We start from the raw sequence: 22433 nt of genomic DNA, 5'->3' as shown, positions 1-22433 counted from the left end.
GGTGGCGAGTCAAGCCTCGCCTTGGATGATATGTCACCAGTTTTTAAACTCAGGTTGGATATTCCCACCTTCACCGCAACTCATCCCTCACAGGCGTGTTTATCGTCGGGATCTCCGTGCCGAAAGGTTCTGAGGTTGCGCAACCTTTGATCCGATGAAAATTAACGTGATGACACGATTCCTGGCACTCCCTGGCCTTCTCATGGCGCTGGCTTTGGTCGCCCATGCCGAGCCTCCGCCCCCGCCTAAAGGCGAGCGTGGAGACAGACCTCCCGGCTATGGCCCGCCCAAAGGTGGCGACCGTGGCGGAGAGCGCGGGGACCGTGACCGGGGTGGGGATCGCGGTGGCGACTGGCGTGGTGGCATGTCCGGCTACGGCGGCCGTCCGCCCATGCGCCATGACGGCTTTGACAAGCTCCCGGAAGAGGAGAAAAAGCGCGTCCGAGAGGCCCTGGACAAGGTCTGGAGCCGTCCGGAAGTGATCGCGGCCAAAGACAAGGCCATGCGCGCCAATGAAGAAATGCGCGATACCATTCGCGAATCCCTGGCCAAGATCGACCCCGATGCCGCCGCTATCCTCGCCCGCATCGAGCCGAAGGACCACTTTGACCCACGGGATCTGCCCAAGCTGCCTCCTTCAGATTCCCCGGAATTTCCTCAGATGATGGTCAAGCGCATGGGCATGGAATTGCTCAGCTTTTCCCGTCCTGAGCGCCGTGAGGAAACCCGCCAGCTGCACGATCGCGTCATGGCCCAGCCTCAGGTGGCGGAGGCCGTCAGCCGCGTAGTCGGTACCACGGGTGAGGAACGCATCCAGGCGGTCCAAAAACTGCGTGAAGCTTATCGTGAAGCCGTCGGTAAAGAATTTCAGGCCGCCCGGGAAAGACGTGCTGCCGAAGGTGCTCCACCGCCGGAGAAACCTTGATCCTCTTTATCCACCGATGGCGATCATTCGCCGGTTCGGCTGATAGTTATCGCGAAAGTCATGCTCCTTCGGCTTGCGGGCCACCACGTGGTGGATGAAGTCCGCCAGCTCCGCATCCGTGCAGCCTGACCGCAGGACACTGCGCAGGTCAAATTCCAGCCAGCTCCCCAGGCAGGGCCGCAGCTTACCGTCACTCGTCAGCCGCAGCTTGTTGCAGCTCTCACAAAAATGCAGGTTCGTCATCGCCCCGATGAAGCCGATTTTTTGTTCCGTGCCCGGCACCGCATAATACATCGCAGGCCCGTTGGTCTTAAAGTTTGGCAGCGGAACCAGCGGACCCGTATGCTGCTCGATCAATTGTCTGGCCAGCCCTGTGGCCAGGAAATGGTCCTCCTTCAGCACCTCCTGGGTGCTGACCGGCATCAGCTCGATGAACCGCAGCAGAAGCCCCTTTTCCCAGGCATAGTTCATCAGCGGCACGAATTCCCGTTCTGTCTGGTTTTTCATCAGCACGCAGTTTAGCCGGATGCTGCGAAACCCCGCGTCGATTGCCGCATCGATGCCCTCCATCACCTTCGGCAGCAGGTCGCGGCCCGTGCTGCGTTGATACGTGCCGCCGTCCAGGGAATCTAGAGACACATTTGCGCTGCGCACTCCCGCTTTCACCAGCCGCGCTGCCATGCTCACACCGTTCTCCTGCTTGGAAAGCAGCGTCCCATTCGTGGAAATGCCGATCTCTTCGATGCCCGCAATCTCGTTAATGCTAGCACAAAAGTCCGCCACTCCAGGCCGCGTCAGCGGTTCCCCACCGGTCACGCGCACCTTGCGGATGCCCAGTCCGGCACCCACGCGGATCACCCTCAGCATCTCCTCATAGCTCAGCACTTCATCCTTCGGAAACCACGCCTGTTCCTCCTCCGGCATACAGTACCGGCATCGCTCATTGCAGCGATCCGTGATGGAGACCCGCAGGTAAGAAATGCGATGTCCGAAAGCGTCTTCCACAGTGTTTATTCCAGCACGGGACCCTTGACTGACCAACGGTTAGCCACAAAACCCGTGGATGATTTTTCCTTCCAAACGGCAAAATGAGGAGTCAGATAATGGGCATCCATAGCATCTTTGTCCACATAGCTTTCGCTTAGGGCGAACAGATTGGGCTTGTCAAACTGACGGCTGACCTCAAAACGCAGGCATCCAGGTTCCTTCAGCGATTCCGCAGCGTTATAAGTAATAACTTCCAGGAATTCATCCACACGGGCGGGATCGATCTCGAGAATGACGATAACATTGACCATAAACAAATGAGAGAGCCTATTTTACGCTAACAAGCAACCTCGCGATGCCGTATAAACGGGCGAATCCACTACCACCACGCATGAAGCTCACCACCCCCCTGATTCTCCTGCTGGCCGCCCTCCCCGTCTTCTCGCAGGATACCCCACCCGCCGAAGCCCCTAAAAAGGAAGAACCCAAGGTGGAAACCGCGAACCCTGCACCTCCGAAGGCGGACGCAAAGCCTGAGCCAAAACCGGCCCCCAAGGCTGAACCCAAACCCGCCGACGCCCCAAAAGCCGAAACGCCGAAAAAGCCCGAAGATAAACCCGCTGCCGAAAAGAAGCCTGAGGCCAAGCCCGAAGCCAAACCAGCACCCAAGCCGGTGGCCATCTTTAAAGACAAAGCTTTGGAGGCCGCTGTGCGCAAGCAGGTCTTCGCCAAGCGGAATAACAACGAGCCGATCACCGAAGAGGACGTCGCCACGGTCTCCATCATTGAGGGTAAAAATCTGGGCATCACCGACCTTACCGGCCTGGAAAAATGCCTCGCCCTGGCCTCCCTGACCCTGCCGGATAACCAGATCACCGACCTCTCTCCCATCTCAGGCCTCGAGCGCCTGCAGTTCCTGGACGTCGGTAACAACCAAATCCCCAGCCTCGCCCCCCTGGCCACCTGCAAAGCCCTTCAGTATGTCGAGCTGACCAACAACAAAGTCGTGGACGTCTCGCCCCTTGGCAGTATCACCGCCCTGACCTCCCTCTACCTCGCTGGCAACCAGATCCAGGACATCAAACCTCTGTTTCAATTGCCCAAGGTCTGGACTCTTTATCTGGAGGGCAACCAAGTCAGTGATCTCACCGGTATTGGCTCCTTGAAATGGCTCTCCATGCTTTCCCTCAAGGGCAATAGAATCACCGATCTCACTCCCTTAGAACCCCTCACTGACCTGCAATTCCTCTTCCTGGAAAACAATCAGATCACCGACCTGGCTCCCCTACATCGCATGTGGAAAAAGGACAACGAAGGTGCCCGTGAATGGGCCCCCTACTGCCAGATCTTCATCGAAGGAAATCCCATCGACGAGCCCTCCAAGAAACTCGTCGAAGAACTCAAATCCTCCGGTGCCCGCATCACCCCCTAAGACCAGAGTTTCAGCAGGTAGCTGCGCCCGCCAGGGCGTGGGGTTTGGGAAGTGTCGAAGTGATATGACCCTCCCACCCACTCGCTGCCGCGAGCAGCCACACGTAGCTGCGCCCGCCAGGGCGTGGGGGTTTAGGAGGCATCGAAGCCAGGAAGAAAGCTCGCCCACTCGCTGGCGCGAGCAGCCACACGTAGCTGCGCCCGCCAGGGCGTGGAGGTTTGGGAGGCATCGAAGCCAGGAAGAAAGCTCGCCCACTCGCTGGTGCGAGCAGCCACACGTAGCTGCGCCCGCCAGGGCGTGGAGGTTTGGGAGGTGTCGAAGCCAGGAAGATAGCTCACCCACTCGCTGGCGCGAGCAGCCACACGTAGCTGCGCCCGCCAGGGCGTGGGGGTTTGGAAAGCGTCGAGGCCACAAAAAAGCTCGCCCCTTTCAGGACGAGCTTCCTCTTAAAACTCAATATCGAGGCTCCTTTACGGCACCTCTTCACCGGATCCCGTATAGATCCACTTCTCCACCTTGCCATTCTTGATCTGGGCCTGGGCTTCCGTATCGAATTTGCCGAACATGGTCTGGGTCTCGTATTTCACGATCACAGTCCACACACCATCGGTCATCTGGGGCTCACCCCATTCCTTGATGTTGTCCATTTTGATCTCCGTGACCTGGCCGGATTTCATGCTGGAAACCAGCAGCGGGTAGGTGCCGTCCGCATCGCGGGCAGGTTTGTCGTTGCTGGCGCTGGCCATGGCCCCCTGGGTTGGAGGAGGTGCATTTTTAGAGCGCTCCGCAGCAGCCAGTTTGAATTCATGGGCACGGCGCAGAGTCTCCGTGCGGGCCACTTTCCAGCGTTCGTAAATGTCCGTCAGGATCTCCTTCAGGTCGGTGTCATCCAGGCCCACCTTGCCACGCATCGGGGAGGTCTGTGTTGGGGAGACAAGGATTTCCGTTCCTTCCTGGCCCACGGCATACATTGCGCCGCCAGCTTTCACCTGCGTGGAGGCGGATGAACTGCCGATCTTCATTTGCAGGTTCAAATCCTTCTTCATTTTCACCTGACGGGGAAAGGCGCTCTTCGGGATCACAGTCCAGTTTTTCACAGCCACCTCAATCGGTGGAAAATCAGGGGCGACAAATTCACCTTCCTTAGGCTTCGGCGCTTCAAACTTGGGCACCATCGGCGCTGGGGCAGGCTTCGGCGCATCCATCACCGGTGCGGGTGCTTCCACCACAGGCTTGGGTGGAGCGACCACCGCCACTTCCTTTTTAGGCACCGGCTTCGGTGCAACCACGACTTCCTGGGGTTTGTGTTTCTCAAACTTCATCGAATCCGCAATGATCGGATACACATATTGATAGGCTACATAACCAACGGCGGCGGCGAGGATGAGAACGAGGATGCCTTTCATGACGGGAGATGATGATTGAACTTCGGGGAAAACTCAAGGGCGGGCTTTAGGCGCGGAGAGGCGGGTATAGACACCCTGCATTCTATAATACGGGGATCGGCGCTTAATCTTGGGGAGGATGTTCCACGGGCCGGGCAAAAAATCCACTCATATAGCGAATCATGAAATAGATTTCCGAATCAGAGCCCCTCGCACCGGCCTATACGTCCTTTTGGGTCAGGTGCTGGATGGCCACTTTCAGCTCGGCCCAGTTCACCGGTTTGGTCAGGTGTCGGGAAAAACCGGCTGCCAGACTTTCTTTGATGTCTTCTTCCATTCCATAGCCACTCAGGGCGATCGCAGGCAAGGGATGCAATTCACTCAGTTCACGCATCAGATCATGGCCGCTGCCATCCGGCAGGCCGAGGTCGCTGATCAGCAGGTCGAATTCTTCGCGCAAACCCAGATCTCGGCCTTCGGCCACGGTCGTGGCACAGGTCACCTGGTGACCAGCCCGTTTCAGCAGCCTTGAGAGTTGCTGGGCACTGTCAGCATGATCTTCCACCAGGAGGATGCGCGTGGAATTTTGGGCGGCGACTGTCTTCGGTGTTTGGTCCGCAGGGCTGGACTGTTCCTGGGCGGGCATGGCCAGAATGGGCAGCCGGACGGTAAAGGTGGCTCCCTGTTCCTTGCCCGGACTGCTGGCTGTCAATGTGCCACCATGCATACCGATGATGGCCCGGCTGATCGCCAGTCCCAGTCCCAGGCCGCCAAAGCGCCGAGTGCGTGAGCGCTCGCCTTGTTCAAAGGCGTCAAAGATGCGCGGCAGGATGTCGGGGGTGATGCCGATGCCTGTATCGGTGATTTCGATGACTAGCTCGTTTTGCTCCCTGCCGTGGCTCTGAATTGGTTCATTGAAGGCCCGAATAGAAATGCTGCCATTTTCTGGAGTGAATTTGCAGGCGTTTTGCAGCAGATTCCATAGCACCTGGGTGATGCGGGCCGCATCGGCATAGATCCAGGGGACAGCAGGATCATTGTCCAGTTTCACAGTCACATTTTTCTGAGCGGCCTGGTCTCGCAGATAATTATCCACCGCATGATTGAGGATGGGCTTCAAATCCACGATGTGGGAGTGGAGTTCTAGTTTGCCCCTGGCAATGCGTGTCACATCCAGCAGGTCATCAATGATTCGTGCCTCCACCTCCACATTGCGGCGGATCATCTCCAAGTCCGGTTGGATGGCCGCGGGGGTGGCTGGGTCTTCTTCAATCATCGCCAGGGTGGCCAGTACCGGGGACAGTGGCGTGCGCAGTTCGTGACTCAAAATCGCCAGGAATTCATCCTTGGCCCGGTTGGCCGCTTCAGCCGTATTTTTGGCATCCTGTAGAGCTTTCTCCGTTAGTTTGGACTGCGTCACATCCAGGCTCACCCCGCTCATCCGTATCGCGTTACCATGGGTATCCAGGAATACACGGCCACGGTTCGCCATGTGCCTAATTTGCCCATTCGGACCGCAAATACGGAAGGCGATATCGACTTCCCGGCGTGTTTCGATAGCGGCTTTCATCGCCCGCTCGATCTCCTTGCGGTCATCGGGATGGACCAGGGAAAAAAAGCTGTCGGGAGTCCCGCCCCATGCCGCCTTTTCAATGCCATAGAGCGGAAACATGTAGTCATCCCAGGTCACCTGGTTGGTCACCAGATTCCAGTCCCAGGTTCCCGTTTCGGATCCTTCCAGTGCCAACCTCAGCCGTTCTTCACTGCCTGCCAGAGCTGAGCGTGCTTCATCGATATGGGTGAGCATTTGGTTAAATGCCTCCGTCAGGTCGCCGATCTCATCCCGCCCATGCTGGGTGGCCCTTACCGTATAGTCCTGCCTTTCAGAGACAGCCCGTGCAGTCTCCGCCAATTGCACAATCGGACGCGAAATCCGCCGTTGCAAAGAGGTGGAGACCGTCAGGGAACCAATGACTGCGCCTACGCAGGCGAGCAGTAGCAGGCCTCCATAAGTGAGCAGTCGGGAATACATTTCACTCAGGTCGGCCCTTAGATAAATGGTGCCCAGCCTGTTACCTTTTTCCAAGATGGGCTGATGCATGTGCAGAGTGGATGAGCTGAAGTGACTGCCGTCTTTTCCAGCCAAGGGTGGCAGGCTGTCTACCGCCATTTCCTGCGGGAAATGGGCAAAGATTCTGCCTTCCTTGTCATAGATAACTGCGAGGGTGATCTGCGGTTCTGCGGATAAGACACTCAACACTTCTTTGGCATCATCCCGGTTTTCGAATGCCAGTGAACTGGTGCTGATGGAGCCGATGACCTTTGCCAGTACGCTGGTATTGGTCTTGATCGATGCACTGAAGGTAATGACCTCGTACGTCATGACGGCTGCGCCCATGAGTACAAGCGCCAGACTGGTGGTCAAAAGAAGGACCACCATCAGCTTGTGCTTGATGGGTGCATCGCGGAGGGGGATCATGGTTAGCGTTTGATATCGGCTATGCGCAGTAGTTTGGAGCTTATTTCTATCTTTGAAGCGCCCACAGCCTCCAGATAGATCCTAACCCGAATGCGGTTTTGCTCGGATGCCAGAGCAATCATGCCCCCCCTTTCCAGAAAGGCATCGCTCTCACCCACGGTCACCACGCTTTGCCCACGCAGCACTGCACAAACATTCGGATTCCGGGCCAGTTCCTCATCACTGACAAACAGGATGTGACAGTTATGGGCGTCCGCTGGTCGTTGATAATACTCCAGCCGGATACTGCGGCCCCGCACCACTTCTCCTTGTACCGTTTCGCTCAGGAGGGATCCAAAGGGATTGCTGCCCAGAATACCGATGACAAAAGGGGTATTCGCAGAGGGGAACTGCTGCCGGGGCCACTCGATAAACTGGCAGAAGTTATACAAAAAAACAGCTTTTACGGCATACTCGCGACCCTCTTCTTCTGCCTGTAATGACCCACTAGGAATATTTACCAAAAGGAGCAGTGCAAGCACCGTCCTTTTCAATCCGCTTTTGACGGCTGATGGTTTTAGAAACTCCATGTGGCCATGAAATAAACACTGCGCCCAATCTCACGGGTGGCATTGCGCCGAAATTCTGTATGGCTGGCATCCAGCAGGTTGCGGCCAACGATGGCCAGTTCCAGGTCATTGGTTGGCCGCCAGGCCAGACGAATGTCCACGGTGGAATAAGCGGGAGTGTTTGAGAGAGCTGTCTGCTGCAGTTCGTCAACATGCCTGAAGGTGGCATCCAGTTCCACGTTTCCTGGCAGGTCCATGGAGGAACGAATAACCAGAATATGGTTCGGGTCATTGAACTCGCCGCTGCCTTCGGTGGGATCCGTGCTGCCGGGCTCGGTGCGCAGATTTGTCTGCATGATGGTATAACCCAGGCCGAGCTGCCACCAGCGGGTAGGCTGCCATTTCACATCCAGTTCAGCCCCGTATGTTTCCCCTGCAACACCGTTTGCGAAGACATAGTGAGTCGGTGGGGAACCGACGGTCTCTATGCTGCGGACTTTGTCATAGTCGTTATAAAAGAGGGCGAGGTCAGTCGTTACACTGCGGCTCCATTTGGCCCTGTGGCCCAGTTCATAAGCGATCAGGACTTCAGAATCAAAATCCCGGTTATTGCGCAGTATAGCCGGGGAAATCTGCGGGTTGGGAATATAGACATCCTGGTCAATCCGTGAAGGGGTGCGCACGGCTCTGGCGACTGAGCCCCAAAAGGTCTGCCGTTCGGTTGGAGTCAGGGCAAAGCGCAGGCTGGGCTGGTATTCAAAACCGCTGAAACTGTTGTATTCAAACTTGGAGCCGAGTGTGACCATCAGCAGGTCAGGCAATACCTGAATATCATCCTGCAAGTAGCCGCTGAAAAGGTAGAGAGTTTCATTGGCCGGGAGGAATGCCGCCCCCGCGGCTTGCTCACCGATCTGATCCTCCGAGGCACGTGCATTCAGGCCCCAAATGAGATGCTGCCTTGGCGTCAGCTTCTTGCTATGCTGCATCTCGATGTCATAGCTGTTGCGGGTCTCCTCCGCTGAGCCGGGCACCAACCGGTAAGTCCGGTCATAATAGGCCTGGAGCCAGAAACTCTCGTCGTTGGAGATTTCATGGTTCCAGCGAATGATCATATTGCCGCCGCCTACTTCGATGTCATCTCCGACGACCTGGCCAAAGCGGCCAGTATAGAGATCGCCCTGGAGTGTCAGGGTGTCAGTTGAAGTCAGTTCGGAGTCCATCCGGAATCCGCCCTTGGTCAGGGCGTATTCGTCCAGGGAATCGTCACCATTCAGCTCCAGTGAGAGACTGTCACGGTTTAGTGTGGTGACATATGCCCGGTAATAAGTGCTGTCGCCGATCTTGCCTCCATACCGAATGCCGCCGAAGCCATTTTCCTCAGTGCCACGGCCTCCCTGCATCATCCAGCCCTGGGTTTCCTGCGCCGTTTTAGTTCGGATATTAATCACACCATTCACGGCGTTTGCTCCCCAGAGGGTGGCTCCGGGTCCGCGTATAACCTCGATCTGCTCAATGTCAGGAAGAAAGGTATGCTGTACATCCCAGAATACCCCTGCATACAGGGGAGTATAGAGGCTGCGACCATCCATGAGAACCTGCAACTTATTGGCCGTGGTAGAATTGAATCCACGGGCGGATATGGCCCAGCTATGCCCGTCAAACTGGGCGACATGCAGGCCTGTGGCCAGCCTCAACGCATCTGGCAGGTTGGTGGCACCCGAACGGCGAATCTCTTCCGAAGTTAGCACGTCAATGGCGCTTGAAGCCTTCAATAAAGGTTCTGGGCGGCGGGAGACAGAGGTGATTTCCACATCCACCAGTTGATCCAGTGAAAGGTTTTTAAGGGTTGAAGGTCGGAAGTCTTCAACCTCCTGGGCGGTTGCTACGGTGCATAACAATACTCCCGCCACGCCATAAGGAATCACATAGCGGTATTTGCGATAGTTGCTTGAAAATGAATGCATTCCCTCAGCCATGCCGGATTTAACAATGTGGATTCTTATCGGGACAAACTTTTTTTCTTAAAATGTGAAATGATATTCCTAAGCAAGGCAAGTATTTAGAATGGTCTCGAGATCATCGTTTCTCGTCTGGTTGTTGGCTGTCTAGATTCTTGACTAAGTGACGTTTTAATTTTGGAGTGACGATCAGGCTTCGCCAGTGTTCCTTTTCATTCCAGCCTCCGTCTCGCTGGACGATACCGTTCAACTTCTCAGGGACGACCTTTCCCAAGAATACGTCCGCCCTAGTTAAAGATAGGGTTAAGCTACCCTCCGAGGACAGTTTTTGCGGCTGCGGTTCATCACTGTTGATCCAGCCGTCATCCGTAAAAAAGATCACTTTTTCATCCGGGGTGAAGGGACGTGCTCCGGGTCCAGGGGTGAGGATGAGTGTCACCTTCAGCCCCTCTTCCTCCGCACTGGCAGTCCATGCGGTGCTGGGCCGGGCATAGACGGACCGTTCCTTTTCAAAAAGAGGCTGCCATTGTGTATCCGGCTGAGCCTCAGTGGCTACCGGCATGGTGAGCGATATCTCCTGATGACCCGGATGACAGGTATTCCCGCAGCACATCCAGGTGGCTTTGCCTTTGAGCGAAATGATCTTTCCGGGCGGCACATCGGTGGGTGCGGTGATCACGGTCTGTAGCAGCACGTCCCGCTCATAGCCCTGTGCCTTGATGCGGAACATGAGCACACTTTCAGGCTCGGGAAATTCCAGTTCACCGGCTTTAAACCCTGCTGGCAGATCCCAGGCGATGCTGGTGGGCACCCCAACAATGCCAGGCTGCCGCCAGTAGGTATGCCAGCCGGGATCATGCTGAATGAAAAGCCCCACCCGGAAGGGCTGGCCGGGCACAATCGCGCTCGTCTCAGGCACCAGTTGAAGGGTGAGTCCCGTCTGTGCCGTTGCCGTATCCAGCGAGGCAAGCAGCAGGATGATGATGGTCCACAGTCCTGGTAAATTGAGGACCGAGCCCTGAACACTGCACACTTTTCCCGGATCGGTCATAAACATTCTTTTTCTAATACGCCGCATGGCCAGGCGTCCGTGCAAAGGGAATCACATCACGGATATTGCTCACCCCGGTGACAAACATCAGCAGGCGCTCAAACCCGAGACCGAATCCTGCATGCGGCACGCTGCCATACCGGCGCAGGTCCACATACCATTGATAGTCTTCCTCGCTCAGATTGTGGTCCTTCATGGCGGCGCGCAGGACATCCAGGCGCTCCTCACGCTGGCTGCCGCCAATGATTTCACCAATGCCGGGTACGAGCAGGTCCATGGCGGCCACCGTTTTCCCATCCTCATTCTGACGCATGTAAAAGGGCTTGATGGATTTCGGGTAGTTGTAGATCGTCACCGGACCGCGCACATGCTGCTCGGCGATGTAGCGCTCATGCTCTGTTTGCAGGCCCTCGCCCCAGACAACGGGATGCTCAAAGCTGCGGCCGGATTTTAACAGCAGATCTACGGCCTCCGTATAGCTGATGCGTTCAAAAGGCTTTTCCAAGGTCTGCTGAAGGCGGTTAACCAATTCTTTGTCCACGAATTTGTTGAAGAATTCCAGCTCCTCAGGGCATTCGGTCAGCATGGCATCCACCAAGTACTTCACATGCTCCTCAGCCAGGGTCATGTCGGCAAAGAGATCATAAAAGGCCATCTCAGGCTCGATCATCCAAAACTCCGCCGCATGGCGTGCGGTGTTGCTGTTTTCCGCACGGAAGGTGGGGCCAAAAGTATAGATGTTTCCCAGTGCACAGGCGAAGGTTTCCCCCTGGAGCTGACCGCTGACGGTCAGGTAAGTGGGGCGGCCAAAGAAGTCGTCTTCAGGTTTGGCCGGTGCACCTTGCTTGAGAGTCGTTACACGGAAAAGCTCGCCTGCACCCTCACAGTCACTGGAGGTGATGATGGGCGTGTGGACGTAAAAGAAACCGCGCTCCTGGAAGAAACGGTGCACGGCAAAGGCCATGCGGCTGCGCACGCGGAAGACATTGCCAAAGAGGTTCGTGCGCGGACGCAGATGGGCGATGGTGCGCAGGAACTCAGGCGTGTGGCCTTTTTTTTGCAGAGGGTAAGTCGCATCGGCTTCACCAAGCAATTTGAGTTCCGTGGCTTGGAGCTCCCATTTTTGTCCTGCGGCAGGGGAAGCAATGAGATCCCCAATGACCTCAACGGAAGCCCCCGTCAATACGCTGGAGAGCAACGAAGCGGAAGGCAGGGCGGCATCCACCACCACCTGCAATCCCCGGAAGCAGGAGCCGTCCGTGATCTCCAGGAAAGCGCAGGATTTGGACTCCCGCTTGGTCCGCACCCAGCCACGGACAGTGATGGAGCTACGGGGGGATTCAGAGGCAAGGATGTGGCGCAACGTTTCTGGCATGGTGCATTTATGGATGCGGGAAACGCGGCGGGCAAGGGGCGGAGACGACTGGTTTGCCCCTGACCGTTCAAGAACCACAAATCTGAAAGCTGGACCTTTTCTAATCGTTTCCTTGTGCCGCCCACTGCTGCTGCGTGGGTGATGTTTCCAGCCTCGTTTATGAAAGCCTTTTTGTTTCTTCTCACCGCCCTGTTCATCGGGTCTCCGACTTTTGCGATGGACAACCGGATGCCAAACATTCTGTTCATCCTGGCCGATGACCAGTCGCCTTTTGACCTGAAGACCTACGATCCCACTTCGCCACTGGAGACTCCGAATCTGGATCGTCTGGCGGCTGAAGGGATGGTCTTCACCGGGGCGTATCACATGGGTTCTTTTAGCGGGGCGGTCTGCACTCCCTCCCGCCACATGATCATGAGTGGACGCACGGTATGGCATCTGCCGATTGCGCCTTGGGCTGCGGAGCGCTGCCCGCCGGCGCTGGAGCAGCAGACCATCCCGGCGGTCTTCAACCGTGCCGGTTATGCCACCATGCGCACCTGCAAAATGGGCAACAGCTATGAGGCTGCTAACAAGCTTTTCACCGTGCGCCATGATGCCGTGAAGCGGGGTGGTGATGAAGAAAGTGGCAGTGGGTGGCATGCGCAGCAGGTGCTGAAGTATCTGGTGGACCGCGAGGCCGCGAAGGATACGCAGCCCTTCCTCATTTACTATGGGTTCTCTCATCCGCATGACACCCGGGACGGTAGGCCTGAGCTGCTGGCCAAATACGGTGCCACAAACCATACCGATCCCAATACCCAGCCCTCTTTGCATGCGAAGCAGCCGAAGCTGCCTGCGAACTACCTGCCGGGACATCCCTTTGACAACACGCACCTGGATGTGCGGGATGAAGTGGATGTGAGCGGCGTGTGGCGTCACCGGGACGAGGCGAGCATCCGCAATGAAATCGGCCGGGAGTATGCGTGCAGTGAGAACATCGACATCCAGATCGGCCGGGTGCTGAAGAAGCTGGAGGAAATGGGCGAGCTGGACAATACCTACATCATCTATACGGCAGACCACGGCATCTCCATCGGTCGGCATGGACTGATGGGGAAACAAAACCTCTACCAGCATACCTGGCGTGTTCCATTCATTGTTAAGGGGCCAGGCATCAAGGCTGGCTCGCGTGTGGATGGAAACATCTACTTGATGGACATCCTGGCCACTCTTTGTGATCTGGCCAATATCCCTGCACCGGAAACCAATGAAGGCATCAGCTTTAAGCCTGTGCTTGCGGGTGAAAAGACGACTGTCCGAGATGTCCTTTACGGAGCTTACAGTGGCGGCGGCAAACCGGGCATGAGATGTGTGAAGCAGGGTGACTGGAAACTGACGAAGTATGAAGCGGCTGATGGCTCTGTGAATGAGACCCAGCTTTTCAATCTGAAGGATAATCCCGATGAACTCATCGCCGAGCATCATGATCCCAAAGTAACCGCGCTGAGCGGTGTGAAGCCGACTCCGGCGCAGACTAATCTGGCCAAAGATCCCGCTCATGCGAACAAGCTGGCCGAGATGGAAGCGCTGCTGCTGAGTGAGATGCGCCGCCTGCATGACCCCTGGCGCTTCTCCAACCAGCCGGATGATGGACTGCCGCCACCCCCAGCGCCTGCCGCCAAAAAGGGGAAGGGGAAGAAGGCGAAGAAGTGAAGGCATGCTGAATCTATTTCTGCTGACGGTTTGCAGGCGATGACGGGGATTTTTTAGCTGGCTTAGCCGTTGCTAACTGGGGACCGTTGTCAGGAGGCATGGACCGGTGCCAGGAGAGGAGGGACAGGGTCAGGCGTTTGACCACGTCTGGATGCTGGCTGGCGAGGTTGGTGGTTTCGCCAGGATCTTTGGCCAGATCATAGAGCTGGGGCAGGGTGCCGTCGTATTCACAGAGGAGTTTCCAGTCTCCCTCGCGCATGGCGAGGTCTGGCAGGCGTTCTTTGAGGGTGGGGTTGACGGTTTTACGGTCCGGGGGCCGCCGCCAGAAGAGCGGTGCGGAGCGGGAGGCTGTGCCTTTTCCAAGCAAGGTGGCGGATAGGTCTTCTCCATCCAGCGTGACATCGGCAAGTGGTGAGGTGCCTGCGATTTTCAGCAAGGAGGGAACGAGGTCAAAGGCGGCGAAGACGGAGGTTGTGTTATGAGTTCCAGCTTTGTCTTTGGCGATGAGGCCAGGGCTCCAGACGATGAGCGGAGAACGTGTGCCGCCTTCATAAAGGGTGGTTTTAAAACCGCGAAAGGGGCCTGCACTGCCGACGCCGATCTCGGGTCCGTTATCGGAGCAGATCAGGATGAGGGTGTTTTCACGAAGGTCTGGATCGCGACGGATATGATCAAACAAGAGGCCGAACTGACGGTCCATGGACTGAAGGACGGAGAGGTATAAGCCGCGCTTTCCATCCGCCCATTGGTCCACGGGGGGGCACCAGGGGCCGTGTACATCATCTGGCCATAGGTTGATATAAAAGGGCTTTTTCTGCCTGGCGGCCTTGTCCATGAAAGGGATGGCGGCAGTGATGAATCCCGTGGTGATCTCTGAACGCTGCATCCACGTTACGGGCTGGCCCAGACGTTCGGCATCGGCCCAAATCTTGCCGGGTTCCGTATCACCGGGTTTCATGGTGAGGGGCAGGAGTTTTGGGCCCATGCCTTCGAAGTTGGTTAGGCTTTCATCAAAGCCGTAGGCGGTGATGGGTGGGGCATCATCCACATCCCGCTGACCACCGAGATGCCATTTGCCAAAATGGCCGGTGGCATAACCGTGCTGCTGGAGGGCGCGGGCCAGTGTGGGGGCCTTTGGATCCAGCCACTGGGCGACGCCGCGCCGTTCATTGTCCGCGCGATTGTTCAGGAATGAGGTGATGCGCCAGCGCTGTGGATACTGACCGGTGGTGAGGGCGCAGCGTGAGGGGGAACAGATGGGCGAGTTGACATAAAACTGGGAGAAGCGTATGCCCTCGGAGGCGAGGCGATCCACGTTCGGGGTTTGCGCATCCGGATTGCCAAAGCAGGAGAAGTCTCCCCAGCCCATGTCATCAATGAAAATCATGACGATGTTTGGACGCTCAGCGGCAGAAGACGGGGTGCCGAGGAGGAGGGAGGAAAGGATGAGGAATAACCAAAGGTGTTTCATGGCGATGCCGTGTCTCAATTTTTCGCAGCAGCCTTCTTCTTGCCCCGGCCTTTCTTTTTGCCTTCCCTGGCCGGGTAAGGTTTGACCTCTGCGCGCACGGCCCAGGCATCCCAGTTGGCTGCCAGTTCAGCGACTTTTTCCGGCTGGGCGGCGGCCAGATTCTGCTGCTCTGTGCGGTCTGTCTTGAGATCGTAAAGCTCCCACGCACTTTCACGACCCTGGCGTACGAGCTTCAGATCGCCGACTCTCACTGCGGCATTGCCTTCATGCTCCCAGTAGAGTGCGCTACGTTCGATAGGATGGTTGGCAAAGGCTGGGATGAGGCTTTTCCCTTCCATCGGGGTGACCGGCTTGCCTTTGAAGGCAGCAGGATAGGAAGCCTGGCCGACTTCCACACAGGTGGCCATGATGTCCACCAGATGCCCTGGTTGAGTGCGCCATTCGCCTTTGGCGGTGATGCCCTGGGGCCAATGGGCGATGAGCGGGGTGGCGATGCCGCCTTCGTGGTTATAGTGTTTGAAGAGACGGAAAGGGGTATTTTCGGCAAAGGCCCAGCTCATGCCACAGAACCAGGAGGAACCGGCGGTGGAGGGATCTCCATCGGTTTTCCCCATGGGGCCGGCTTCGGCATTGCCGCCATTGTCGCTCATGAAAAGGATGAGCGTATTTTCGAAGACACCGCGATCTTTCAGGCCGGAAACCAGATCGCCGACGGCCTTGTCCATGCGATGGACGGTTGCTGCATAAGTGGCCATGAGGTGATCAAAGCGGTCCTTTTCTTCGGCGGATACGTTGACCCAGGGTTGCACCTCTTTGGGGCGGGGGGCTTTGGGCCAGTTCTGGTCAATCAAACCCATTTTCTGCTGCCTGGCATAACGGGCATCGCGGACTGCTCCCCAGCCGGTTTTATAACGGCCGCGAAATTTGGCGATTTCCTCCGCCGGAACCTGGAGGGGAAAATGCGGTGCATTGTGGCAGAGGTGAAGGTAGAAAGGTTTCTTTTCCGCCAGGGCCTCATCAATGAACTTCAGGCCGAAGGTGGTCCAGAGGTCGGTACTGTACCAGTTCTTTGGCAGGCGGGCATCTTCATTGGCGATCTCTTCGCCATTGAGAAAAAGCTTCGCTTTGGGAGATTCGGGAAAGTAAAAGCCGCCTGCTGCCGCATTGAGACTGCGGTCAAATCCACGGCCCCAGGGGGTCACGCCCAGGTTCTGGCCGACATGCCATTTACCGGACATGGCGGTGAAGTAACCGGCGGGTTTCAAAACTTCAGCAATGGTCACACAGGAGTCATTGAGCCGTCCCTGGTACCCGGGGACGCCTTTGTCCTCTGTCATGTGACCGACGCCTGCCTGATGCGGGTAGAGGCCGGTGAGAAGTGAGGCCCGGGTAGGGCAGCAGCGCCCGGTATTGTAAAACTGGGTGAACTTGACGCCTCCGGCTCCGAGCGCATCCAGGTTCGGCGTGGGAATCTCAGAGCCATAACAGCCGAGATCAGAAAAGCCCATGTCATCCACCAGGATGACGACGATGTTAGGCTGCTGCGGTGCAGCAAAAGAAGGCTGGAGTGAGAGCAGAAGTGACAGCAGGACAGAGGCTGGTTTCATAAGCTGTTAGGCGGTTGAAGGCAGGGATTGCAGGGGCCGGGGGGCTTTACGGTTTTGCCTTTTCAGAAGAGACAGATAGGGGGCGTGCATGCCAGATGCTGACATTTTTGAACTGTGCTCCCTGGCCTTTGACAATGAGGGCGATGAGGCCTTTGGCGTCTTTGAACCGCTCATGGTGCGCTTCCAGGATGTGCTGGCCAATACGGGCGCGGTAGTGGTCGCCAATGATTTCGATGGTCAGTTCGTGCCAAGCCTCAGGATCCATGGGGGTCTTGATTTCAGCGAGCTTTTCAACCTTTGTGGTCTTGGCGATGCCAGACATCTTTTGAATCCAGATGCTGTCACGGCTGATGAAGGTGCGGCCCAGGTGATGGTTGGGCGCAATGCTGTCACGGCAGCCAAAGGCGACATGCTCCGACGTGCCGAGCCTGAACTGAGCGGTGATGATGAGGTCTGTGGCCTCGACCCGATAGATGCAAGAGGAGGGGTGGTGATCTGCCGGGACTTCATCACCGTGCAGGGAAGCGTCTTTGACCGACCATTCGCCAATGGAGGCCTGCCAGCCATTGATGAGGCCTTTGCGTGTGGGCGGAGCGGGCTGGTCAAAAGGGGTGGTGACAATGAGTGCTGCGGTGGAGCCGATGGCGGTCACGGGGGGCGTCTGCGCGGATGCAAAGATGGCGGAGATGCAGACCAGAAAGAGGATTTTTTTCATAAGGGAAAAGCAGGGGCCAGTTTAAATCAGGAGAGACGAAGTGTGCGCCAGGGGCTGACTGCGCGTGGCATTGAATGGCAGACGTGGGCAATGCCCCAAACTTTCCGCCCAATGCCACCAGTGGCTATCCGGGTTCCACATTTTCTGTGTTGCGGATGAGGCTTCGTGTGAAGCTGAGGAAGGGGCGCGGGGGAAATGGGGATGATTTTCGTTTTTTCCCCATCTGGGGATTTGGAGCGGCAAGGGGTTGTTGCTCAATGTTTTGCGATGGGGATTTTGTTTCCCCATTGAATCCCCAGAAGTCCCCATGGGGAGAGATGGGGGAAATGTGTGCTGAGGTGACATTTTGGAGAGCGCGTGGTTTTGTGTGAGGGCGGGAAATTCATAAGTAATGACTAAATAATATTTAATATCGTTCTTATGTGGTGGGTGGCAAGCGGATCATGCTGGGCAGAGGTGTCCCGGACTGGGGGAATAAAAATAGCGGGCCTTTCTTCGCAATGAGATGACCCTGAATCGCGTTTCCAGGTTTTACCATGCTATCGATCCGCACCTTTTTTATTGCTGCCTCGCTGTGTCTGTCTGCTGCTTTCGCTGCGGACAAGCCTAACATCATTGTCATCATGGCGGATGACCTGGGGTATGGTGATGTGGGCTGTTATGGGGCCACCGCAGTGCAGACGCCGAACATTGATCGCCTAGCCAAGGAGGGGGTGCGTTTCACTAGTGGCTATTGCTCTGCCTCCACCTGCACGCCTACGCGCTTTTCTCTGCTCACCGGGACGTATGCTTTTCGGCAAAAGGGCACGGGTATCGCTCCGCCAGCGGCTCCGGCGATCATCCAGCCAGGGACGGTGACGCTGCCAGCCCTTTTAAAGAAAGGCGGGTATAAGACGGCGGTGATCGGCAAATGGCACCTGGGCCTGGGCGATCCTGAGCCAGACTGGAATGGGGAACTGAAGCCGGGGCCGCTTGAGATCGGCTTTGACCATTGCCTGCTGCTGCCGACGACGAATGACCGTGTGCCGCAGGTGTATGTGGAAGATCATCGGGTGCTGAACCTGGACCCGAAAGACCCGTTGTGGGTGGGCAATCAGGCACCTTCTGAAGATCATCCTACGGGAATCACGCATCGGGATACTTTGAAGATGGACTGGAGCCACGGGCATAACCAGACTATTCACAATGGTATTAGCCGGATCGGTTTTTATACCGGTGCCAGCGCGGCCCGCTTCCGTGATGAAGACCTGGCTGACCGCTGGGTGAAGGCGTCCGATGCATGGATGGAGGCTAATCGTGAGTCTCCTTTTTTCCTCTACTTCGCCAGTCATGACATTCATGTGCCGCGTATCCCGCATGAACGTTTCCAGGGTAAGACGAGCCTGGGGCTGCGCGGTGACAGCATCGTCCAGCTCGACTGGTGTGTGGGGGAACTGATGAAGACGCTGGATCGCCTGAAACTGACGGAGAATACCCTGATCATTTTTTGTTCCGACAATGGTCCTGTGCTGGATGACGGGTATAAGGATGGCGCGGTGGAAAAGCTGGGCGACCACCAGCCTGCAGGTCCCTTCAGCGGTGGCAAGTATAGCGTGTTGGAAGGTGGAACGCGCACACCCTTCATCACCCGCTGGCGGGGCCGTATTCAGCCGGGCGTTTCGGATGAAGTGGTCTGCACGGTGGACCTTGCCGCCAGCCTCGCGGCTCTCAATGACATCGCACTGCCGGAGACAGGTTGCCTGGACAGTCTGAACATTCTCCCGGCTATACTGGGTGAAGCTGGAGCGAAGGGGCGGGACCATCTGCTGCAGCAGGACAACGGTGTGAGTGGCAACTTTGGCCTGCGCATGGGTGATTGGAAGCTGGTCCGCATGAAGAAGAAAGGCAAGACGCAGGCGGTGGTCACCCGCAAGTCCCGGCCTGAGAATGCACCGGTGCATGCTCTCTATCATCTCCCGGATGATCCCTCTGAATCCAAGGACCTCAGTGCTCAGCATCCGGAGAAGACGCAGCAGTTTATTGAGCGGATGGATGCGATCCTGAGTGCGGAGCGTACGCGGTGATGAAGATCCCCACGTGTTTTACTTGGCGTTCCAGATGCGGACGTCATCGAAAAGAACGCCGGGACCGGTGACGGTGAAGTGGAAGCTGCTTTTGGTTTCGTGAGCGAGGCCGGAGGACTGAAGGAAGGCGGTGGGCTTGCCATCGAGGAGGATGCGCAGTTTATCGCCGACGTTTTCGATGGTGACGTGGTACCACTTCTTCTGCTCGATCACGACGGGAGAGGATGAACCGCGGCCAACGAGAAGCTTTTCCGATGCAGGCTTTTGAGCCGGGTCCTTGCGCATGAGGTAGATGTCATTGCGCATAAGGCCTTCTTTGTCATCGCCGAGACGGATGAGTTTGGGGGTGAATGTGATGCGAGTGATGTGGCCGGCGTGGGAGCCTTTATGCTTTTGATCATCAAAGACGGCATTGAAGGTGGCAGACCCTGCGAGCTGGAATTTGAACTCGATGATGACATCTTTCATCGGGCGGTAAACGCGGCCGACGGCACCGTGGTCGTCACGGGTCTGAACGCCTTTGAGGACTCCGCCTTCGACGGTGAAGGTGGGAATGATGGACTTCCATTCACCGAGAATGCTGCGCTCGAAGTCGTCATTGAAAAGTGAATCACCTTTTTCTGCGAGAGGGGTCGTAGGGATGTCCGCCGCAGCAGAAAAGAGGGGAAAGGCGAGGCAGAGAAGGGGGAGGAATTTCATTGGGAAGGGTTACGGCGTGGAGCAGGTGACTGAAAAGGCCTAACTAAAAGAATGGTAAGGGTATGAGTGATGGAATGAAGGTCTATTCTTCAGTCTTCTTTTTGCCTTTACGCTTGGCCTTGCCTGCGGCGGGTTTTGCATCTGGAGCGATGTTTTGAATGAGGCGGGGGACGTAGCTGCCGTAGCGGCCGTCCGGGGACGGGCCATCTGCTTTCATGCTGGCGATGGCGGGATGGAGAGATGCGGCTTTGGGGCCGAGGGCCTCAATGGCGGCGAGGGCGGCCATGGAGGTGAGGACGCCATTGGCCTCTGGGGTGGCAAGAGTGCTGAGCGTGGCCAGAGCTTTATTGAGGGCGGCTTCATCTCCAAAGGTGCCAAGAGCCTGGGCGGCGGCGATGCGGACATTGACGGAATCATCGGAGAGAGCTTTGTCTAGAGCTGAGGCCGTCTGCCGGGTGGCGTCTTCACCGCGCATGAGGATGCCCAGGGTGCCCCAAAAACGGATGGCGCTATCGGCATCGGTCATCAGCTTGGTGAGCTGAGGAACGGCGGTGGAATCCAGGCCAGAGGCGAGATCCGCTGCGGCGAGGATGCGCTCAAAGGGATACTTGGTGTCATCATGAGCGATGTCGTAAGGTGTGCTGCCTTCGGCGCGGCTGTGCACTTCACTTTCAGGCAGGAAGCAGACATCGCGGACTTTGGCGAGGTGCGCGCGTTGAGCGGCGCGGAGTTTTTCCAGGATGGGACGATGTTCGGGTGAGTGGGCGAGGTTTTTGACTTCGTCGCGGTCAGACTGGAGGTCGTAAAGCTCCTCGGGTTCTTTTGGCACGGTCCAGAAGATGGACTGGGGAGGGGTGGTCTTGCCCTCAGTAAAGAGCTGGTTCCAGATGCGGGTGGTGGGAGTCTGGAACTGGAAATCCACCCGCTGGGCTTGGGAGACGTGAGGGTAATAATTGCGCAGGTAAACATAGCGGCCATCGGTGATGCTGCGGACGAGGTCCATGCGTTCATCCATCCGGCCACGCTCGCCATACAGGTAGGGCTGAGGCTCTGTCTGATAGGGGCCGGCGAAGGCATGGCCCTGCATACAGGCCGGAGGCTGAATGCCGACGATGCTGAGGAGGGTGGGGGCGAGATCGACAAAGCTGACCATGCGGTCCGAACTGCCACCAGCGCTGTATTCCTTCGGCGCGAGGTGCTGCCATTTCGCAGGGAAATAGACGACCATGGGGACATGCAGGCCGGAATTGGAAGGCCAGCGTTTGCTGCGTGGCATGCCGCTGCCGTGGTCGCCATAATAGAAGATGATGGTGTCTTCGGTCAAGCCTGCATCGGCCAGGTCCTTGAGGTGCTTGCCTGCATCGGCATCGGCTGCGCTGACTTTGTCATAGTACTGGGCCCAGTCTTCGCGGACCTCTGGGGTATCCGGGTGGTACGCGGGGATGCGGATGTCTGCGGGCTGGGTGATCTGACTGTGGGGACGGGTGCGGATCTGGCTTTCGTGGCTTTTGGTGGAATTGAAGACGGCAAAGAAGGGCTGTCCCTCAGCGCGTTTTTTCCAATGAGCCTGGCCGGAGGATTCATCCCAGATCTGGCCTGAATCGCGTACGTTGTAGTCGGTCTTGCTGTTGTTGGAGCAGTAGTAGCCGACTTTCTGCAAGAACTTGGGATACATCTGAGTGCCCTCAGGCATGGAGACCATGGAGCGCATGTGCAGCCCGCCGGTGCTGGAGGGATACATGCCGGTAATGATGGCGGTGCGAGCAGGCGCGCAGACGGGGGCGACGGACCAGGCTTTTTTGAAAATCATTCCTTTGGCGGCAAGTGCATCCACATTGGGCGTGCGGGCCACCTTGTCCCCATAGCAGCCCATCTCGGGTCCGTGATCCTCACTGGTGAGCCAGAGGATGTTAGGCTTGTCTGCGCCGAAAATTGGCTGGCATAGGATGGTCAGAACAATGGCGAGGAGCAGGTGCTTCATGGTTGGATGCATGTGTAACGCGGCGGAGGGGCGGGTCTTGCTATGGGTGCGAATGACTGCCT

18 protein-coding genes are annotated in these 22433 nt (G+C 57.0%); 4 read left to right on the top strand and 14 right to left on the bottom strand.

Annotated features, from left to right (window positions below; translation table 11 throughout):
• The first annotated feature begins 166 nt into the window (after positions 1-166).
• A complete protein-coding gene (locus EI77_RS01230; RefSeq protein ID WP_208300234.1) occupies positions 167-925 on the top strand; it encodes a hypothetical protein in 759 nt (252 codons plus the stop codon).
• Between the two features lie 6 nt (positions 926-931).
• Here the strand turns inward: EI77_RS01230 and moaA are convergent, their stop codons facing one another.
• Both moaA and EI77_RS01220 read right to left on the bottom strand, forming a co-directional pair.
• On the bottom strand, positions 932-1930 hold the full coding sequence (gene moaA / locus EI77_RS01225) for a GTP 3',8-cyclase MoaA (RefSeq protein ID WP_166646952.1): 999 nt from the start codon (positions 1928-1930) through the stop codon (positions 932-934).
• Positions 1931-1935: 5 nt separating this feature from the next.
• A complete protein-coding gene (locus EI77_RS01220) occupies positions 1936-2223 on the bottom strand; it encodes a putative quinol monooxygenase (RefSeq protein ID WP_133792934.1) in 288 nt (95 codons plus the stop codon).
• Positions 2224-2303: 80 nt separating this feature from the next.
• Between EI77_RS01220 and EI77_RS01210 the strand changes: the two genes are divergently transcribed.
• The gene (locus EI77_RS01210; RefSeq protein WP_166646951.1) at positions 2304-3344 is read left to right on the top strand and encodes a leucine-rich repeat domain-containing protein; all 1041 of its coding nucleotides are present in this window, start codon (positions 2304-2306) and stop codon (positions 3342-3344) included.
• A gap of 131 nt (positions 3345-3475) precedes the next feature.
• On the opposite strand, the gene EI77_RS01205 is transcribed toward EI77_RS01210, so the two are convergent.
• The 7 genes from EI77_RS01205 to asnS form a co-directional block, all read right to left on the bottom strand.
• A complete protein-coding gene (locus EI77_RS01205) occupies positions 3476-3706 on the bottom strand; it encodes a hypothetical protein (protein WP_133792932.1) in 231 nt (76 codons plus the stop codon).
• Positions 3707-3814: 108 nt separating this feature from the next.
• A complete protein-coding gene (locus tag EI77_RS01200; protein WP_133792931.1) occupies positions 3815-4750 on the bottom strand; it encodes a hypothetical protein in 936 nt (311 codons plus the stop codon).
• 199 nt (positions 4751-4949) lie between these two features.
• Positions 4950-7208, bottom strand: coding sequence for a sensor histidine kinase, YfiR-like protein-associated (locus EI77_RS01195; RefSeq protein WP_133792930.1), 2259 nt, complete (start codon positions 7206-7208; stop codon positions 4950-4952).
• Positions 7209-7210: 2 nt separating this feature from the next.
• Positions 7211-7729 carry a TOL_0243 family YfiR-like periplasmic protein gene (locus EI77_RS01190; protein ID WP_166646949.1) on the bottom strand — a complete coding sequence of 173 codons (519 nt, stop codon included), beginning with the start codon at positions 7727-7729 and terminating at the stop codon, positions 7211-7213.
• Between the two features lie 35 nt (positions 7730-7764).
• Positions 7765-9720, bottom strand: coding sequence for a TOL_0244 family TonB-dependent receptor (locus EI77_RS01185; RefSeq protein WP_166646948.1), 1956 nt, complete (start codon positions 9718-9720; stop codon positions 7765-7767).
• A gap of 112 nt (positions 9721-9832) precedes the next feature.
• Entirely contained in the window at positions 9833-10765 is a 933-nt protein-coding gene (locus tag EI77_RS01180) for a protein-disulfide reductase DsbD domain-containing protein (protein WP_166646947.1), read from the bottom strand.
• Positions 10766-10778: 13 nt separating this feature from the next.
• A complete protein-coding gene (gene asnS, locus EI77_RS01175) occupies positions 10779-12140 on the bottom strand; it encodes an asparagine--tRNA ligase (RefSeq protein WP_133792926.1) in 1362 nt (453 codons plus the stop codon).
• Positions 12141-12299: 159 nt separating this feature from the next.
• On the opposite strand from asnS, the gene EI77_RS01170 reads away from it, so the two are divergent.
• Positions 12300-13835 (top strand): sulfatase family protein, encoded by a 1536-nt coding sequence (locus tag EI77_RS01170; RefSeq protein WP_208300233.1) that lies wholly within the window; start codon positions 12300-12302, stop codon positions 13833-13835.
• Between the two features lie 13 nt (positions 13836-13848).
• On the opposite strand, the gene EI77_RS01165 is transcribed toward EI77_RS01170, so the two are convergent.
• From EI77_RS01165 to EI77_RS01155, 3 genes are read right to left on the bottom strand one after another with little or no spacing between them, the layout of a single operon-like run.
• Positions 13849-15306 (bottom strand): sulfatase-like hydrolase/transferase, encoded by a 1458-nt coding sequence (locus tag EI77_RS01165; protein ID WP_133792925.1) that lies wholly within the window; start codon positions 15304-15306, stop codon positions 13849-13851.
• Between the two features lie 14 nt (positions 15307-15320).
• Entirely contained in the window at positions 15321-16913 is a 1593-nt protein-coding gene (locus EI77_RS01160; RefSeq protein ID WP_133792924.1) for an arylsulfatase, read from the bottom strand.
• A 46-nt stretch (positions 16914-16959) separates the two neighbouring features.
• A complete protein-coding gene (locus EI77_RS01155; protein WP_133792923.1) occupies positions 16960-17628 on the bottom strand; it encodes a hypothetical protein in 669 nt (222 codons plus the stop codon).
• A 536-nt stretch (positions 17629-18164) separates the two neighbouring features.
• On the opposite strand from EI77_RS01155, the gene EI77_RS01150 reads away from it, so the two are divergent.
• On the top strand, positions 18165-19691 hold the full coding sequence (locus tag EI77_RS01150; RefSeq protein ID WP_133792922.1) for a sulfatase family protein: 1527 nt from the start codon (positions 18165-18167) through the stop codon (positions 19689-19691).
• 18 nt (positions 19692-19709) lie between these two features.
• Here the strand turns inward: EI77_RS01150 and EI77_RS01145 are convergent, their stop codons facing one another.
• Together EI77_RS01145 and EI77_RS01140 are read right to left on the bottom strand one after the other, a co-directional pair.
• Positions 19710-20390: a hypothetical protein gene (locus EI77_RS01145; protein ID WP_133792921.1), complete on the bottom strand. Its 681-nt coding sequence runs from the start codon at positions 20388-20390 to the stop codon at positions 19710-19712.
• An 82-nt stretch (positions 20391-20472) separates the two neighbouring features.
• Complete coding sequence (locus tag EI77_RS01140; protein WP_133792920.1) at positions 20473-22371, bottom strand: sulfatase-like hydrolase/transferase; 1899 nt, start codon at positions 22369-22371, stop codon at positions 20473-20475.
• Between the last annotated feature and the right edge of the window lie 62 nt (positions 22372-22433).

The sequence above is a fragment of the Prosthecobacter fusiformis genome (genome assembly GCF_004364345.1).
Taxonomy (GTDB): Bacteria; Verrucomicrobiota; Verrucomicrobiia; order Verrucomicrobiales; family Verrucomicrobiaceae; genus Prosthecobacter; species Prosthecobacter fusiformis.
This window is presented reverse-complemented; position numbering and strand designations above follow the sequence as displayed.

What these genes read in the sequence shown, in the direction of transcription:
- EI77_RS01145 (WP_133792921.1), bottom strand. Translation starts at nt 20,390, where the DNA reads ATGAAATTCCTCCCCCTTCTCTGCCTCGCCTTTCCCCTCTTTTCTGCT.
- EI77_RS01155 (WP_133792923.1), bottom strand. Translation starts at nt 17,628, where the DNA reads ATGAAAAAAATCCTCTTTCTGGTCTGCATCTCCGCCATCTTTGCATCC.
- asnS (WP_133792926.1), bottom strand. Translation starts at nt 12,140, where the DNA reads ATGCCAGAAACGTTGCGCCACATCCTTGCCTCTGAATCCCCCCGTAGC.
- EI77_RS01210 (WP_166646951.1), top strand. Translation starts at nt 2,304, where the DNA reads ATGAAGCTCACCACCCCCCTGATTCTCCTGCTGGCCGCCCTCCCCGTC.
- EI77_RS01200 (WP_133792931.1), bottom strand. Translation starts at nt 4,750, where the DNA reads ATGAAAGGCATCCTCGTTCTCATCCTCGCCGCCGCCGTTGGTTATGTA.
- EI77_RS01170 (WP_208300233.1), top strand. Translation starts at nt 12,300, where the DNA reads ATGAAAGCCTTTTTGTTTCTTCTCACCGCCCTGTTCATCGGGTCTCCG.
- EI77_RS01180 (WP_166646947.1), bottom strand. Translation starts at nt 10,765, where the DNA reads ATGACCGATCCGGGAAAAGTGTGCAGTGTTCAGGGCTCGGTCCTCAAT.
- EI77_RS01165 (WP_133792925.1), bottom strand. Translation starts at nt 15,306, where the DNA reads ATGAAACACCTTTGGTTATTCCTCATCCTTTCCTCCCTCCTCCTCGGC.
- EI77_RS01160 (WP_133792924.1), bottom strand. Translation starts at nt 16,913, where the DNA reads ATGAAACCAGCCTCTGTCCTGCTGTCACTTCTGCTCTCACTCCAGCCT.
- EI77_RS01140 (WP_133792920.1), bottom strand. Translation starts at nt 22,371, where the DNA reads ATGAAGCACCTGCTCCTCGCCATTGTTCTGACCATCCTATGCCAGCCA.
- EI77_RS01150 (WP_133792922.1), top strand. Translation starts at nt 18,165, where the DNA reads ATGCTATCGATCCGCACCTTTTTTATTGCTGCCTCGCTGTGTCTGTCT.
- EI77_RS01220 (WP_133792934.1), bottom strand. Translation starts at nt 2,223, where the DNA reads ATGGTCAATGTTATCGTCATTCTCGAGATCGATCCCGCCCGTGTGGAT.
- EI77_RS01185 (WP_166646948.1), bottom strand. Translation starts at nt 9,720, where the DNA reads ATGCATTCATTTTCAAGCAACTATCGCAAATACCGCTATGTGATTCCT.
- EI77_RS01195 (WP_133792930.1), bottom strand. Translation starts at nt 7,208, where the DNA reads ATGATCCCCCTCCGCGATGCACCCATCAAGCACAAGCTGATGGTGGTC.